Source organism: Amycolatopsis sp. NPDC005961, from assembly GCF_040629235.1.
GTDB classification, from domain to species: domain Bacteria; phylum Actinomycetota; class Actinomycetes; order Mycobacteriales; family Pseudonocardiaceae; genus Amycolatopsis; species Amycolatopsis camponoti.
Genome location: NZ_JBEXVF010000019.1, coordinates 62240 through 77431, shown reverse-complemented (window position 1 = coordinate 77431; position 15192 = coordinate 62240). Strand labels below are relative to the sequence as shown.

The following is a 15192-nucleotide window of genomic DNA, read 5'->3' as shown; positions in this document are numbered from 1 at the left end:
GGTTTCGTCAGCGCGCACGATGGGTCCATGCTGACCGAATCGACCATCACGACGATGCTCCCGGTGACCGACAGCGAACGCGCCGGCCACTTCTACGCGGACTCCCTGGGCCTGAAGCAGACGGGGAAGGGCGAAGACGGAACGCTGTACTTCGCGGCGGGCGCGGGAGCCATCGGGCTCCGCACCATGCCGGCGGGCGCGCAGAGCGAGAGCACGGCGTTGAGCTTCGAAGTCTCGGACCTCCCGGCCGAGGTCAAAGCGCTGGAGAACCGCGGGATCCGGTTCCAGGACTTCGAGCTGGAAGACCTGAAGACCGTCGACCACATCGCACAGCTGGGCAACGAGCGGGCGGCGTGGTTCTCGGACTCCGAAGGCAACGTGCTCTGCCTGCACGAGGTTCTAGGCTAGGCCCGGCATCAATTTGATCGCATTGCCGCCGAGAACGCCGTTCAAGACGTCCTCGGGCCAGCCCAGCCCGGTCAACGCCCGCACGTTCTTCGCCACCGAAGGCACTCCCGGCCAATCCGTCCCGAACACGAACTTCCCCGCCAGCCGGGCGAGGTCGAACCGCTGGTAGTACTCCGGCAGCTTCTTCGGCGGCAACCCGGCCAGGTCCAGCCAGACGTTGTCCCGGGCCAAGGCCAGGAAAGCCGCCACGTCGTACCACCACCCGCGGCCGCCGTGGGCGAAGACGAACTGCAGAGACGGGAAGTCTTCGACCACATCGGACATCAGCTCGGGGTTCCCGAAACTCGTGCGAGACCCCGGGAAGCTCGACGTTCCCGAGTGGAGGATCACCGGCACCCCGCGCTCGGCACACAGCTGGTAGACCGGGTACAGCTCCTTGTCCGCCGGGGAAAACGCGCCGTGCACCGGGTGGATCTTCAGCGCCACCGCGCCCAGGTCCAGCTGCCGGGCGACCTCCGACGCCGGCGGGTGGTGCAGGTACGGGTTGACGTTCGCCACCAGCCGGAAGCGCGAAGGGTTGTGCTCCACCAAAGGCAAGTTGTCTTCGATCGGCTGGATCCCGGTCGCCCGCGGGCTGTATTCGCAGAACAGCAGCACCCGGTCGACGCCCTCGGACTCCATCAGCTCGTCCATCGCCGACGGGATCACCTCCCCCGAAGAGGAGTAGACCGAACGCCACGGGTACGAACCCGCGAAGTCGTGCGCCCACTGCGTCCAGGCGGGCTTGAGCGTCGGCAGGCGCGGCGTGTGGACGTGCGCGTCGACCACGAAGTAACCGTCGATCACTGGCTGGGCACCACCCGCAGGACGTCCCGGACCTGCTCGCGGATCACGTTCCGGCGGATCTTGCCCGTCGCCGTCTTCGGCAGTTCCGCCAGTTCGACCACTCCTCGCGGGCGCTTGAACGCCGCGAGACCTTCGCGGCAGAACTCGATCAGCTCGGCCGGGTCCACGGCGAACCCGGGCGCGGCCACCACGCACGCGACCGGCTTGTCGAGCCCGTCGGCGTCCGGCGCGGCGACCACCGCCACCTCCGCCACCGCCGGGTGCTGCCGCAGCCGTTCCTCCACTTCGGACGGTGACACCCAGATCCCGCCCGCCTTCAGCATGTCCCCGAACCGGCCCAGGCAGGAGTACGTGCCGTCCTCGTTGCGGACGTAGCTGTCGCCGGTCCGCAGCCATTCGCCCTGGAACACGAGCTTCGTCGCGTCGTACCGGGCCCAGTAGCCGGTCGCCGTCGACGGCCCGGCCACGAACAGCTCGCCGGGCTTGCCGACGGCGTCGATCACCGCGCCCGCCTCGTCGCGGATCTGCACGGAGTAGCCCGGCACCGCGACGCCGGTGGTGCCCGGCCGCACCGCGCCGGGCTGGTTCGACAGGAAGATGTGCAACGCCTCGGTGGACCCGATGCCGTCGAGGATCTCCAGCCCGAAGCGGGCCCGGAACCGTTCGAACAACGACGCGGGCAATGGCTCACCGGCCGAAACCGCGTGCCGCACCGAGGAAAACGAGTCGTCCGGCACGTCGCTCGCGAGCAGGGCCGCGTAGAACGTCGGGACGGCGAAGAACAGCGAAGGCTTCTCTTCACGCGCTCGTCTGGCGAACAACGCCGGCGTCGGACGCGAGGGCTCGAGCAGCGTCGTCCCGCCCGCCCCCAGCGGGAAGAAGCACGAGTTCCCCAGTCCGTAGGCGAAGAAGAGCTTCGGGACGGACAGGAACCGGTCCGCCGACGTCGTCGCCAGCACGCCGCGCGCGTACGTCTCGCACACCGCGCGGATGCTCGCGTGCCGGTGCATCGCGCCCTTCGGCTGTCCCGTCGTCCCGGACGTGTACAGCCACAACGCGGGCGAGTCCTCCCACGTCTGTCCACTTCGGAACGCGCCGGTCAGCGACGACCATTCGTGCGTCCGGACGCCGAACGCCGCCGCGTCCGACCGGTCGAGCACGACGTCGGTGACCTCCGGCGCGAACCCCAGCGCGGTCACCGCCTGCTCGGCGAACTCGCCGGACACGCACAGCAGGCGCGCCCGCGAGTCGGCCAGCATCTTGCCCAGCTCGAGCCCGGTGACCATGGTCGACACCGGCACGGCGACCGCGCCGGCCAGCATCGCGCCGAGGATCCCGGTGAGCAGCTCGACGTCGTCCACTATGCAGAACATGACGCGCTCTTCGGGCCGCACACCGAGCTCGACGAGCCCGCCCGCGACCCGCCGCGACTCGGCCGCCAGCTCGGCGTAGGTGAGCGTGCGGCGGGGCGACACGACCGCGGTCGCGTCCGGTCGCCCGGCCGAGAGCAGGTACTCCGCGGCATTGAACCCTGTCGCCACCAGGCCTCCTACGTGAGGTAGACGTACTCGTAGTCGAAGGGCTTCCCGTTGATGCCCTGCCGCGGCGGCGCCACCCAGCTCGCGATCTTCCCCCGCTCGTACACCGGGTGCATCAGCGAGCGGACGAACGTGAGGTCCTCGGTGGTGGGCAGCCACTTGCTCTTGCCCGCCTGCCAGGTCGGCTCGTCGACGATGGTGCCGTCGGGAGTGACGTGGTGGCCGGAGTTTATGCCGACTTCCCGGTTGAAGCCAGGGTGCGGCAAGCGGAACGTGAAGTCGATCCCGGCGTCGGAGAGGATCTTGTTCCAGCGCTTCACGCCGGTCTGGCAGTCGGCCACGTACTCGCTGCGCAGGTCGAGGTTCAGCAGCAGGATCGCCTGCATCTCCTCCGACGTCCAGGTGCCGTCGCCGGCCGGTTTCTCCAGCGTGCGGGCGTCGCCGGTGAGCTTGTGGTCGTCCTTGCGGCGGCCCTCCTGCCAGCGGCCCTTGAGCCCGGCGGTGTAGTAGTTCGCCGCGTTCGTCGAGGTCTCGCTGCCGAACAGGTCGAGCGAGACGGTGTAGTGGAAGTTGATGTACTTCTGGATGATGTCCAGCGGGATGCCGCCGTGCGCGGCGATGTCGAGCGTGTCGTGCTCGCGGATCAGCTCGGCGCTGCGGGTCACCACGCGGTCGACGCCGGTGGTGCCGACCATCATGTGGTGCGCCTCCTCCTTCAGCATGAACTCGCAGGTGCGCGAGAGCGGGTCGAAGGAGGACTCCTTGAGCGTGCCGAGCTGGTACTTCCCGTCGCGGTCGGTGAAGTAGGTGAACATGTAGAAGGCCAGCCAGTCGGCGGTCTCCTCGTTGAACGCGCCGAGGATGCGGGGCGCGTCGGGGCTGCCGGAGTTGCGCAGCAGCAACCCTTCGGCCTCGTCACGGCCTTCGCGGCCGAAGTAGGCGTGCAGCAGGTACACCATCGCCCACAGGTGCCTGCCCTCTTCGACGTTGACCTGGAACAGGTTCCGCAGGTCGTAGAGGCTCGGCGCGGTGAGCCCGAGGAGCTTCTGCTGCTCGACCGACGCCGGCTCGGTGTCGCCCTGGATGACGATCAGCCGCTGCAGGTCGGCGCGGTATTCGCCGGGCACCTGCTGCCAGACCTCTTCGCCCTTGTGCTCGCCGAAGGCGATCCGCCGGTCGGGGTCGCGCTCGGCGAGGAAGATGCCCCACCGGTAGTCCGGCACGTTGACGTGGTCGAAGTGCGCCCACCCCTCCCGGCCGACGCTGACGGCGGTGCGCAGGTAGACGCCCTGGGTCTCCAGCGTCGGGCCCATCTCGCCCCACCAGTGCATGAACTTCGGCTGCCAGCCCTCCAGCGCGCGCTGCAGCCGCCGGTCCTCGGAGAGGTTGACGTTGTTGGGGATCTTGGCGTCGTAGTCGATCTTCTCGGGCATCTGCGCTCAGACCCGCTTCCTGTCGAAGACGGCCTTCTGCCCCGTACCGTATCGGCGCAGCGCGCCTTCGGGCCCGGATGCGTTCGGCCGGGTGAAAATCCAGTTCTGCCAAGCCGCCAACCGGCCGAAGATCTTGGTCTCGACGGTCTCGGGACCGACGAACCGGTGGTTGGCCTCCATGCCGGTGAGCGCGTCCGGGGAGAGCGACGCCCGGCCCTCCAGCGCGATGCGGATCTCGTCCTCCCAGTCGAGGTCGTCCGGGGCGTCGGTGACCAGGCCGAGCTCGACGGCTTCGGCCGCGCTCAGCTCGTGGTCCTTTTCGCGCGCGAGCCAGGCGAGGTGGTCGTCGTCGCCGTAGAAGCGCGTCTGCAGGCGGGTCAGGCCGTTGCCCATCGGGAACGGGCCGAAGTTGGCCTCGCTGAGCCTGATGGTCGCGCGTGCGTCGCTGTCTTCGTCGTCGATCGGCGGGCCGTCGAGGAGGTACTGGCGGTCGGCGGCGAGCGCGAGTTCGAGCAGCGACCCGGCGAAGCAGCTGCCGGGCTCGATCAGCGCGATCAGCGTGCGGCTGGTGACGTCGAGGCGCTTGAGCGTGCGCTTGAAGTACTGCGTGATCTCGTTGCCCAGCCAGTCCTTCGCGCCGAACACGGCCCGTTCGTGCGCGAGCACCTTCTCCGGGTCGCCCTGGGTCTTCAGGATCCACGTGCCGGCTTCGACCTCGTTGGTGCGCAGCCGCAGGATGGCGTCGTCCATCTCGCGGGTCATCGCGAGGAACCAGCCGTTCGCGCCTTCTTCGTGCAGGTCACCGGGGTCGTTTTCGGGCCCCTTGACGGTGATGGTGACCTGGTCCTTGGCCACTTCCGTGTCGACATAGCGATGTTCGAGCGGCGTCAGCTCGATCCCGCCCTCACCGGTCCGGTCGGACTCCCGCGCGATCTCCCGGGCCCGCGCCGCCACGGCCTCGCGGAACCCCTGACGCGGCACCAGTTCGTCGACCAGCCGCCAGTCGACCGCGGTCTTGCCCTTGACGCCGTCGGAGCGCGTCGCGAAGACGTCGGCGAGGTCCTTGCGCACGCGCCGCTTGTCGACGACCCGGGTCAGGCCGCCGGTGCCGGGCAGCACGCCGAGCAGCGGCACCTCCGGCAACGCGACGGTCGACGAGTTGTCGTCGATCAGCAGGATCTTTTCGCAGGCCAGCGCGATCTCGTAGCCGCCGCCGGCGCAGGCGCCGTTCACCGCGGCCACGTACGTCTGGCCGGAGTGCGCGGTGGCGTCCTCCATGCCGTTGCGGGTCTCGTTGGTGAACTTGCAGAAGTTCACCTTCCAGTGGTGCTCGGACGCGGCGAGCATCCGGATGTTCGCGCCCGCGCAGAAGACCTTGTCCTTCGCGCTGGTCACCACCACCACGCGGACCTCGGGGTGCTCGAACCGCAGCCGCTGGGTGGCGTCGTACAGCTCGATGTCGACCCCGAGGTCGTAGGAGTTGAGCTTGAGCTCGTAGCCCGGGACGAGCCCGCCCTGCTCGTCGACGTCCATTTCCAGCCACGCCACCTCCCCGTCGAGCTGGAGGCGCCAGTGGCGGTACTCGTCCGGACGGCGTTCGAAGGTCACCGGTGTGGTGGTGGTCACCCGTCCGAGTGTCTACACAGTTCCGACGAACGTCAATGTTGTGTAGAAACTTGATCTCGCGAGGTCACCCGGTCGAGTGTCGCCCAGGACCAGGTGAGAAACACCCAGAGTGCGAGCCCCGCTGCGGCATCCGTGAAGATCGTCGCGAAGAAGAACCCCGGGATCTGCGGTACGCCGGTCAGGAAGTGGCCGAGCGTGATCATCCCGGCCAGCGAATAGACCAACAGGAAGGCCAGCGCCCGCGGGTACTTCTTCCGGACGTACGCGCGGTAGCCGAGCCAGCCGAACGTCGTGAACAGCACCCAGCCGAAGGCGACGACGATGCCCGCGACCGTCGCCGAGACGCCCGGCAGCTGCGGGTAGTCCGCGACGCGGATGGCGTTGTGCGCGTAATGGATTGTCGTGCTGACCAGCGAAAAGCAGAGGATCACGCGGAGCGGTGCCAGCCCCTTTTCCTGCAGAACGTCCATCGTGAACCCCCGATTTGATAGATCGCTCTAGCGACGGTACCGCGCGGCGGCCGCGCCGGGCAAGACGCGGCCGCCGCCGGGGATCACACGAGGTCGATGCGGTGCTGGGTCACCGGGTAGCCCGCCTTGGCGAAGGCCTTGGCCATCGGGACGTTGCCGACGTCGGTGCCCGCGACGATCTGCTCCGCGCCGTACCCGACGAGGTCGTGCGTGGCCTCGACCACCAGGTCGTACGCGTAACCGTGGCCACGCTGCTCCGGCACGACGGCGACGTAGCCGACCACCGGGTCGTAGGCGTTGCGGCTCGGCAGGACGAACCCGGCCAGCTCGCCCTCGGGCGTGTAGGCCAACCGCCACCAGTCCCGCGGCGCCGGCATCCACAGCATGATGTCGAGGTCCTCGCGGGCGGCCGCGTCGAGCCCGTGCTCCTCGACCGTCTTCCGCACGTGCGCGTCGAGGCTGCCGGCGTGCACCCGCTTGAAGACGTCGAGGATCACGTCGTCGTCCGGCTCGGGCCGGAAGACGAGCCGGCCGGTCCGCGCCGGCAGGCCGTTTTCCGGCGTCCAGCAGAACCGGTAGCGCTCGACGAGCTTGCGGTAGCCCGCCTTCTCGGCCGCCTCCACGCGGATGGTGACCTCGTGCGCCACGTCCGGGTCGTCCTGCCAGCCGGGCGGCGTGGTCAGGGAGTACTCCGCGCGCAGCGGGACCCGCTTCAGCAGCTCGACGCCCGCGTCGAAGTCGGTGAAGTCGAACCAGTCGAGCGCGATCGGTTCCGCGTCCTTGGGCGTGCCCCACCACGCGGCCCGCGCCACGACGACGTCATCGCGCAGCGCGACCCAGACCCATTCGGGCCGGTATTCGCCCTTGGCCGCCATCTCGGCGAAGTCGTTGCCGAGCAGCTTGCGGCCGACGAGGCCGCGGTCGGGCAGGGAGGTGAACAGTGATTCTTCGCCCGCTTCGAGCGGGCGCACGACCAGATCGGTCATGGAAGTCCTTCCGGGAGTACGCGCTCCCGGTCAGAAACCCGGCACCCTCGAGGCGAGGTGGGAGCGCGTGATCGGTTGCGTGATCATCGGACCCACCTCCCTTTCGCTCGTTCTGGGGTGCGCCGCTGAAGTTAGGGCGCGCCCGGCGGCACGTCAACGTATTTTCTGGAGGACGACCCGCGTGCTCAGCCGCGGCTGCGTGTAGGAGTGCGAAGCCTCTAGGACGTACTCGCCGGCGATGTGCCGCCAGCCGTCTCGCCAGACTTCGGCGGACCTCGGCGGCACGACGATGTCGGACTCGACCGATTCGCCGGGCCCCGCTTCGACGCTCGCGAACCCCACGAGCCAGCGAGGCGGCCGGTCACCGCGCTCGGTCGGGGCCAGGTAGAGCTGGACGACTTCGCGACCCTTGCGCGTCCCCGAGTTGCGGACGCGAACCCGGACGCGTGCGCCGCCTTCGTCGTCCGGATAGACGTCGAGTTCTTCGTAGACCCAGGTCGTGTAGCCCAGGCCGTGGCCGAACCAGTACGCGGGTTGCGTCTCTGTCTTCGCGTAGGCGCTGTAGCCGATGTACACGCCTTCGCCGTACTCGAGAACGCCTTCTTCCGGCGTCACGTCGGTGACCGGGGCGTCTTCGAGCTTCGCGGGCCACGTCGTCGGCAAGCGGCCGCCGGGTTCTTCGCGACCGAGGAGGACGTCGGCGAGCGCGTCGCCGCCCGCCTGGCCGGGGAACCAGGTGAGCAGCACCGCGGCGACGTCATCGCGCCACGGCAGCTCCACCGGGGAGCCGGCGTTGACGACGACCACCGTGTTCGGGTTGGCCGCCGCGACCCGCCGCACGAGTTCGTCCTGTCTTCCCGGCAGCGCCAGGGAAGTCCGGTCGAAGCCCTCGCTCTCGACCTCGGCGGTGGTGCCGACCACGACGACCGCGACGTCCGACTTCCCCGCCAGGGCAACGGCTTCGTCGAGGGCGGCGTCCGGGTCGAGGACCGGGCCGCGGTGGCCGAGCGCGAAGGTGACCCAGGCGAAGGTGCCGCGGGCGAACTCCGCCATCTCCGACGGGATCCAGTACGTCAGGCTGACGTCGACGAGCTCGCCCGCCGTCAGCTCGACCTCCCTGCGCTGCTCGATCACCTGCATGATCGACGTGAAGACGTCGCCGCCTTCGGGCAGGTTGACGCCGTCGAAGAGGGTCTGGCCCGCGACGGTGAGGCGGAGGTCGCCGGGGCCGGTGACGGCGAAGGTGTGCGTGCCGCTTCGCTCCGGCAGGTAGGTGCCTTCGATCTCGACCGACGCGAGCGTGGCCAGGTCGAGCCCTCTCGGCAGCTCACCGATCCAGTTTATTTTGGCTTCCCTGAGCGGAAATTCAGCCAATCGGGTGCCGTCCGCCGCCTTGGCCGTCGCGCGGAGCCGGAAATTGTCGGTGGCCGGCGGTAGCGTCGTTCGCGGATCGGCACCGATGGCGAACGCCAGGTCGGTGCTCGGGGGAACGGCCTTCCGAAGGCCGTCCAGAGGGGAGACGATGTGTTCGGGGAACACGGTGGCGCTGCCGCCGCCGAGGATCTTGGGGTCCGCGGCCAGCGCGCCGATCAGGGCGATGCTCTGCGGGGCACGCAGGGGGAGCACGCCGGTTTCGTTGCTGAGCAGCACGAACGACCGGTGCGCGATCTCACGCGCGATCACCTCACCGTCCACAGTGGATTGCCATGGGGTGGGGCCGCTGCCGAGCGCGCCGGTCCGGTGGGCCAGCAGGAGCACGCGGCGCACCATCTCGTCGACGACGTCTTCGTCGACCTCGCCGCCGCGCACGGCTTCCGCGAGCTGTTCCCCGAAAACCGTGCGGGGGCCGGGCATCGCGACGTCGAGGCCGCCGTTGGCGGAGGCGACGGTGTCGCGCGCGGCCAGCCAGTCGGAGACGATGAAGCCGTCGAAGCCCCATTCGTCGCGCAGCACGCCGTTGAGCAGTTCGTCGTGCTGGGTCATCGTGGTGCCGTTGACACTGTTGTAGGCGGCCATGATCCCCCACGGCCTGGCCCGCCGGACGATGAGTTCGAACGGCGCGAGGTAGAGCTCGCGCAATGCGCGCTCGCTGACGTGGACGTCGGCGGTGAAGCGTTCGGTCTCGAAGTCGTTGGCCACGAAGTGCTTGACCGTGACGGCGACCCCGCCGTCCTGAACGCCGGTGACGTAACCGGCACCGATCATCCCGGTGAGGAGGGGATCTTCCGAGTAGCACTCGAAGTGGCGGCCGCCCAGGGGCGAGCGCTGGAGGTTGACCGTCGGGGCCAGGAGGACGTGCACGCCCTTGCGGCGGGCCTCCTGCGCGAGCAGGCGGCCGGCGCGCACCGCCAGGCGCGGGTCCCAGCTCGCGGCGAGGGCCGTCGGGCTGGGGAGCGTCACCGACGGGTCGTCCGGGCTCCACCGGACGCCGCGGACGCCGACCGGGCCGTCCGAGAGCACCACGGACCGGAGCCCGATCCGCGGGAGCCCGGGCAGGCTCCAGACGTCCTGGCCGGCGAGCAGCCTCGCCTTGGCGTCCAGGTCGAGCTCGGCCAGCAGCGCGTCGACGTCGAAGCTCATGGGCCCGTACTCTACCTGGCGCCGGGTAGTGAACGTTATGGTTCCGTGACAGCTTGTCCCGTAGGCTCGGGATCATGACCCGGGCCAGGGGCGCCGACCGCCGAGCGAGCATCGTCCGAGCGGCGTTCGAAGTGATCGCGGAACGCGGCTATCGCGGCACTTCGCTGGCGGCAGTGGCCGACCGCGTGGGGCTGACCCAACAGGGGCTGATGCATTACTTCCCCACGAAGGAGGATCTGCTGGCGGCGGTGCTGGAGACCCGAGACGAGTGGGATCTGCTGCACTTCGGCCACGCCCCGCAGGGCGACGAGTCGTCGATGACGGTCAACCAGCTGGCCGAGCTGGTCGACTACAACGCGACCCGGCCGGGGATCGTCCAGACGTACACGGTGCTGGCGGCGGACAGCGTCACGGAGGACCACCCGGCGCGCGAGTACTTCCACGACCGCTACGAGCGGGTGCGGGCGGGCATGACCCAGATGCTCGAACGCCACCGCGACGAGCTCCCGCCGGGAGCGACGCCGGAACAGCTGGCGCCGATCGCGATCGCGGTCCTGGACGGCTTGCAGCTGCAGTGGCTGCTCGACCCGGCGGAGGTCGACATGCCGGCCGGGTTCCGCACGTTCCTGACACTGCTGGGCATCAAGCCGGACTGACGCGGTCCCACGACCGGCTCGGACTTCCCCGCGCCGCAGCGCGCGAGTGCGTCCCCCGGCCGCCCCTCAGCCCATGCCCACGCTCTGGCGCTCCACCGCGATCAGCGCCACCTCCCGCGCCTGCTCGCGCGGGTACGGCTGCCCGATGTACTTGGTCGCGATCCGGTCGATGATCGCCCAGCCCGCGTCCCCGTCGATCCACTTCTCGACTCGTCCGCGGATGATCACCGGCTCGAACGGGTTGTCCACCGGCGTCAGGGAGAGCGCCACTCGCGGGTCGCGCCGCAGGTTGCGGGCCTTGCGGGAGTCCGGGCCGGTCATGATCGCGATGTGGTCCCCTTCCGGATCCACCCAGATCGGGATCGAGTGCGGGGCGCCGTCGGGCAGCAGCGTGGCGAGGTGACCCACGACGGCGGTTTCGAGGATGCGGCGGACGTCGGCGTTGATCATGACGGTCTCCTTCAGGCGATCGCGTAGTGGAGGTGGGTGACACCGGGCGCGGCGACGGCTTCGATCAGCCGGAGCCGGACGTGGGAGGGAAGCTCCTGGAAGAACGACCGGCCGCCGCCGAGCAGCACGGGCACCTGGTGGAGGACGACCTCGTCGACGAGCCCCGCGGCGAGCGCCGAGGTCAGGACGCCGCCGCCCATGAGGCCGACGTCCTTCCCGCCGGCTGCCTCGCGAGCGGCCTCGATGGCTTCCTTGACGTCACCGAACAGAGTCTGCCGCTCGGTCAGCTCGGGCGCCGGCCGGTTGCTGACAAGGAAGAGCGGGGCGCCCGGGTGCGGGCTGCCGCCGCCGAAGCGGTCCGAGTCCTCGTAGGTGTTGCGGCCCGCGACGACCGCGCCGATGCGGCCGGCGAGGCTGTCGAAGACGCGGGCACTCGGCGCGCTGAGCTTGAAGAAGTCGAACACCCGGCTCTGCGTGTCGCCGTCGGTGTACCAGTCGAAAAGCGTGCCGCCGTCGCCCAGGCCGTGCCCGGGGCCGGCGTCGCGGCCGGTGATGTACCCGTCGACCGACACCGCGTGGGCGCTCAAGACCTTGCTCATCGCCGCGATCCTTTCGGAGTTCCTTGAGGAGACTTCAAACCGTAGCAGTCAGAGTTCCCTGAGGGAACCCCGAATGCTAAAGTGGCTTCATGCAGCGCACGAACTTCAGCGAACTGGCCGCGTGCTCGATCGCGCGCACGCTCGACGTCATCGGCGAACCCTGGTCACCCCTGATCCTGCGGGACGTCTGGGTCGGCATCAGCCGGTTCGAGCAGATCCAGGCCGACCTCGGCATCTCGCGCAAAGTGCTCACCGAACGCCTGAACCACCTCGCCGACCAGGGGATCGTCGAGCGGCGGCCGTACGACCGGCGGCCGCGCTACGAGTACGTCCTGACCGAAATGGGCACCGAGCTCGTCGACATGCTCATGGCCATGACCCGCTGGGGCGACAAGTGGCTCGCGGGCGAGGCCGGCCCGCCGGTGCTCTACCGCCACCACGCGTGCGGCGAGATCACCACCGTCGACCTCCGCTGCACCCACTGCGGCGAGTCGATGCACGCGCGCGACATCGACGTGCTCCCCGGCCCCGGCGCGGCGAACCAGCCGTCAGAGCAGCCGCGGCTGGGCCACGACCTCCCGTAGCCGCCGCAACGTCCGCAGCGTCGTCTCCAGGTCCTCCTGGGACACGGATCCCGCCACGTCCTCCGCCCAGCCGACCTGCGCCGACCCCAGCTCGCGCAGCGCTTCCTTCGCCCGTCGCGTCACCGACAACAACGGCGCCCGCGCGTCGGCCGGGTTCGGCAGGCGGTCGAGCATTCCGTTGCGCAGCAGGCGGTTCACCGTCTCCTGCACGCTCTGCCGGCGCAGCCCGCGGCGGCGCGCGACCTCGGCCGCGGTCGCCGGGCCGTCCTCGAGGAAGCCGAGGACCTGCCACTGGGCCGCCGTCAGCCCGACCGGCTCCGTCAGCGCGTCACCCGCCGCGAGGAAACCGCCGTTGCACGCGAAGACCGCGTCGACCACCCGGGTGAAAGTCTCGGCTCGATGCGACCGCATGCGTGCTAGTCTCGCACATCGACAGGTACCTGTCGAAATGGAGACGACCATGGACATGCCCACCCTCGACCCCGCGCACGACGCCCTGAAGGCGTTCGCGGGCGACTGGACCGGCACCGAAGACCTCGCCGCCTCGCCGTGGGCACCGGCTTCGACCGCGCGCGCCGAGTGCGAATACCGCTTGGCCCTCAACGGCTTCGCGCTGGTCCAGCACTATCGCCAGCACCGCGAAGACGGCTCGGAGTTCCTGGGGCACAACGTGTTCACCGTCGACCCGCAGTCCGGCGAAACGCTCTGGTACGGCTTCGACAGCTACGGCTTCCCGCCCGAGTCACCCGCCCGCGGCGACTGGACCGGCACCACGCTCGTGCTCGACAAGAAGACGGCCCGCGGGGTGGCCCGGCACCGGCTGACCCCCGACGGCGCCACCCTGACGCACGAAATCGACGTCAAGCTGGGCGAAGACCGCGAATTCAGCCCATTCCTGCGCGCGCGGTACACGCGGAAAACCGGGTAGGGCCCCGTTCGGGCGTCCGGAATTGTCGGACCCCCGGAGTAGAGATGTAAGAGTGCGCAGAACCGCCGAACCGCCTCAGGACTCGCCCCCGCTGATCGGGGTCGAGAACATCAAGATGCCCGAATGGGCGCGCGTCGACGAACGCGTGGCCGACGCCGGGTTCGGCCAGGCCGTGCGCGCGTTGCCGGCCGCGATCGCCGTCGTGCTGCGGCTGGCCTGGCGGACGTCGCCGAAGCTGACGTTGCTGGCCGGCCTCGTGCACGTCGTCTCGGGTTGCGTCACGGCGTTCGGGCTGCTGGCCACCGCGAACGTCTTCACCGCGCTGCTCGAACAGGGCCCGACGCCGGAGCGCGTGCTGCAGTCGCTGCCGGCGATCGCGGTCGTCATGGGTTCGTACGCGGCGCGCGCGATGCTCGATGCGGCGGTCGCGGCCGTCGAAGGGGCGCTGCGGCCCCGTGTCACCGCGGCGGCGGACGACGCGGTGACGGCGGCGGTCGTGCGCGTCGGGCTGATCGCGTTCGAGGACGCGGACTTCCGGGAGCTGGCCAGGCAGGGCGCGCGGTTCGGCGTCCGGTCGATCGAGACGAGCCTGCGCCGGGTGGCCGACCTGACGTCGTCGGCGATCTCGCTCGCGGCGGCGATGCTCACCGCGGGCCTGCTCAACCCGTGGCTGGCGCCGGTGCTGCTGCTCGCCGCGGCGGCCGACGGCTTCGCCGCCGCGCGCATCGCGAAGCTGAACTACCGGCACTTCATCGACACGGTCGGGCGCAACATCCGCAAGTCGGTCGTCGAAGAGGTCGCCACCTGGCGTTCGATGGCCCTCGAACGCCACGCGCTGACGCTGCAGGAACCGTTGCTCGGCGAGTACCGGCGCATCTCGCGCAGCCTGGCGCGGGAGGAGGTCCGGCTGGCGCACCGGAGCAACCTGGTGCGCACCACCGGCCGGGCGGCGGCCGGGTTCGGCACCGCCGTCGCGTACCTGGTGCTCGGCTGGCTGCTCTACTCCGGCGGGATGGAGCTGGCGCTGGCCGGCACGGCGGTGCTGGCGATGCGCACGGCGTCGACGGCGCTGTCCAACACCATGCGCGCGGTCAACTCGCTGTACGAGGACTCGTTCTACATCGGGTTCTACAACCAGCTGCTGGTGGAGTCGGTGAAGCGGCAGCCGCCGCCGACGGCGGTTTCCGCGCCGGCCGACCCGGGCGAGATCCGGCTGGAGAACGTCACGTTCACCTACCCGGGCCGGAAGAGCCCGGCACTGCGGGACATCTCGCTGACGATCCGGCGCGGCGAGGTGGTCGCGCTCGTCGGCGAGAACGGCTCGGGCAAGACCACGCTGGGCAAGCTGCTGACCGGGCTCTACCCGCCGGACGAAGGCGTGGTGCGCTGGGACGACGTCGACCTGGCGCACGCCGACCCGGCATCGGTGCACGCGAACATCGCGGTGATCGCGCAGGAGCCGGCGGAGTGGCCGATGACGGCGGCGAACAACATCACGGTGGGCCGCCTCGGCCGCACCGACCCGGACGGCCGGGCGTGGCGCGAAGCGGTGGACTACTCGGGCGCGGACGAGGTGATCGAGTCGTTGCCCGCCAAGGAGAACACGGTGCTGTCGAAGAAGTTCGACGAAGGCCACGACCTGTCCGGCGGCCAGTGGCAGCGCATGGGCATCGCCCGCGGCATCTACCGCGACGCCTCGATCCTGGTGGCCGACGAACCCACGGCGGCCCTGGACGCCCGCGCGGAGGCCCGGGTATTCGCGGGCCTCCAGCACGCAAGTGCCTCCCACGACGGCCGCCGCACGACGATCCTGGTGACGCACCGCCTGGCCAACATCCGCTCGGCGGACCGCATCCTGGTACTGGAGAAGGGAAGACTGATCGAGCAGGGCACCCACGAGGAACTGATCAGCACGGGCGGGGTCTACCACGAGCTGTACGAAATCCAGGCGCGCGCGTACCGCAACGGCACGGAGGTCCCGGCACCCCGCGGCACGAGCACGCCGGGGGCGGACGACGTGAAGGCCCGCTGACCGTCCGAGCGGGCGGCACCTTCGCACCCGGCCAGCGGATTTACCCCCGCCGACCT

General features: G+C 70.0%; 15 protein-coding genes. 5 read left to right on the top strand and 10 right to left on the bottom strand.

Features of this window, described 5'->3' with window-relative positions; all coding sequences use genetic code 11:
* Nucleotides 1–27 precede the first annotated feature (27 nt).
* On the top strand, nucleotides 28–408 hold the full coding sequence (locus tag ABZ342_RS19545; protein WP_360474670.1) for a VOC family protein: 381 nt from the start codon (nucleotides 28–30) through the stop codon (nucleotides 406–408).
* On the opposite strand, the gene ABZ342_RS19540 is transcribed toward ABZ342_RS19545, so the two are convergent.
* The 7 genes from ABZ342_RS19540 to ABZ342_RS19510 form a co-directional block, all read right to left on the bottom strand.
* Nucleotides 400–1254: an amidohydrolase family protein gene (locus tag ABZ342_RS19540; RefSeq protein ID WP_360474667.1), complete on the bottom strand. Its 855-nt coding sequence runs from the start codon at nucleotides 1252–1254 to the stop codon at nucleotides 400–402. The two genes, ABZ342_RS19545 and ABZ342_RS19540, sit on opposite strands and share 9 nt — an antisense overlap.
* Entirely contained in the window at nucleotides 1251–2795 is a 1545-nt protein-coding gene (locus ABZ342_RS19535; RefSeq protein ID WP_360474664.1) for a benzoate-CoA ligase family protein, read from the bottom strand. The genes ABZ342_RS19540 and ABZ342_RS19535 overlap by 4 nt, the downstream gene beginning before the upstream one ends.
* An 8-nt stretch (nucleotides 2796–2803) precedes the next feature.
* Nucleotides 2804–4225, bottom strand: a complete 1422-nt coding sequence (gene boxB / locus ABZ342_RS19530) for a benzoyl-CoA 2,3-epoxidase subunit BoxB (RefSeq protein WP_360474661.1) — start codon at nucleotides 4223–4225, stop codon at nucleotides 2804–2806.
* A gap of 6 nt (nucleotides 4226–4231) precedes the next feature.
* Nucleotides 4232–5851, bottom strand: coding sequence for a 2,3-epoxybenzoyl-CoA dihydrolase (boxC, locus tag ABZ342_RS19525; RefSeq protein WP_360474658.1), 1620 nt, complete (start codon nucleotides 5849–5851; stop codon nucleotides 4232–4234).
* Nucleotides 5852–5883: 32 nt separating this feature from the next.
* Complete coding sequence (locus tag ABZ342_RS19520) at nucleotides 5884–6321, bottom strand: hypothetical protein (RefSeq protein WP_360474655.1); 438 nt, start codon at nucleotides 6319–6321, stop codon at nucleotides 5884–5886.
* 83 nt (nucleotides 6322–6404) lie between these two features.
* Nucleotides 6405–7307, bottom strand: coding sequence for a GNAT family N-acetyltransferase (locus ABZ342_RS19515; protein ID WP_360474652.1), 903 nt, complete (start codon nucleotides 7305–7307; stop codon nucleotides 6405–6407).
* A 153-nt stretch (nucleotides 7308–7460) separates the two neighbouring features.
* On the bottom strand, nucleotides 7461–9887 hold the full coding sequence (locus ABZ342_RS19510; RefSeq protein WP_360474649.1) for a glycoside hydrolase family 3 C-terminal domain-containing protein: 2427 nt from the start codon (nucleotides 9885–9887) through the stop codon (nucleotides 7461–7463).
* 74 nt (nucleotides 9888–9961) lie between these two features.
* Here ABZ342_RS19510 and ABZ342_RS19505 point away from each other — a divergent pair, with 74 nt between their 5' ends.
* On the top strand, nucleotides 9962–10543 hold the full coding sequence (locus ABZ342_RS19505; protein WP_155540554.1) for a TetR/AcrR family transcriptional regulator: 582 nt from the start codon (nucleotides 9962–9964) through the stop codon (nucleotides 10541–10543).
* 66 nt (nucleotides 10544–10609) lie between these two features.
* Here the strand turns inward: ABZ342_RS19505 and ABZ342_RS19500 are convergent, their stop codons facing one another.
* Nucleotides 10610–10993, bottom strand: a complete 384-nt coding sequence (locus tag ABZ342_RS19500; protein WP_155540553.1) for a PPOX class F420-dependent oxidoreductase — start codon at nucleotides 10991–10993, stop codon at nucleotides 10610–10612.
* 11 nt (nucleotides 10994–11004) lie between these two features.
* A complete protein-coding gene (locus tag ABZ342_RS19495) occupies nucleotides 11005–11592 on the bottom strand; it encodes a dihydrofolate reductase family protein (protein WP_360474644.1) in 588 nt (195 codons plus the stop codon).
* Between the two features lie 89 nt (nucleotides 11593–11681).
* On the opposite strand from ABZ342_RS19495, the gene ABZ342_RS19490 reads away from it, so the two are divergent.
* Nucleotides 11682–12176 (top strand): helix-turn-helix domain-containing protein, encoded by a 495-nt coding sequence (locus tag ABZ342_RS19490; protein WP_155540551.1) that lies wholly within the window; start codon nucleotides 11682–11684, stop codon nucleotides 12174–12176.
* Here ABZ342_RS19490 and ABZ342_RS19485 read toward each other — a convergent pair.
* Entirely contained in the window at nucleotides 12141–12587 is a 447-nt protein-coding gene (locus ABZ342_RS19485; RefSeq protein WP_360474641.1) for a helix-turn-helix domain-containing protein, read from the bottom strand. The two genes, ABZ342_RS19490 and ABZ342_RS19485, sit on opposite strands and share 36 nt — an antisense overlap.
* Before the next feature lie 49 nt (nucleotides 12588–12636).
* Here ABZ342_RS19485 and ABZ342_RS19480 point away from each other — a divergent pair, with 49 nt between their 5' ends.
* Together ABZ342_RS19480 and ABZ342_RS19475 are read left to right on the top strand one after the other, a co-directional pair.
* A complete protein-coding gene (locus ABZ342_RS19480; protein WP_360474638.1) occupies nucleotides 12637–13104 on the top strand; it encodes a DUF1579 family protein in 468 nt (155 codons plus the stop codon).
* Between the two features lie 52 nt (nucleotides 13105–13156).
* Nucleotides 13157–15136 carry an ABC transporter ATP-binding protein gene (locus ABZ342_RS19475; RefSeq protein ID WP_360474635.1) on the top strand — a complete coding sequence of 660 codons (1980 nt, stop codon included), beginning with the start codon at nucleotides 13157–13159 and terminating at the stop codon, nucleotides 15134–15136.
* Nucleotides 15137–15192: the final 56 nt, after the last annotated feature.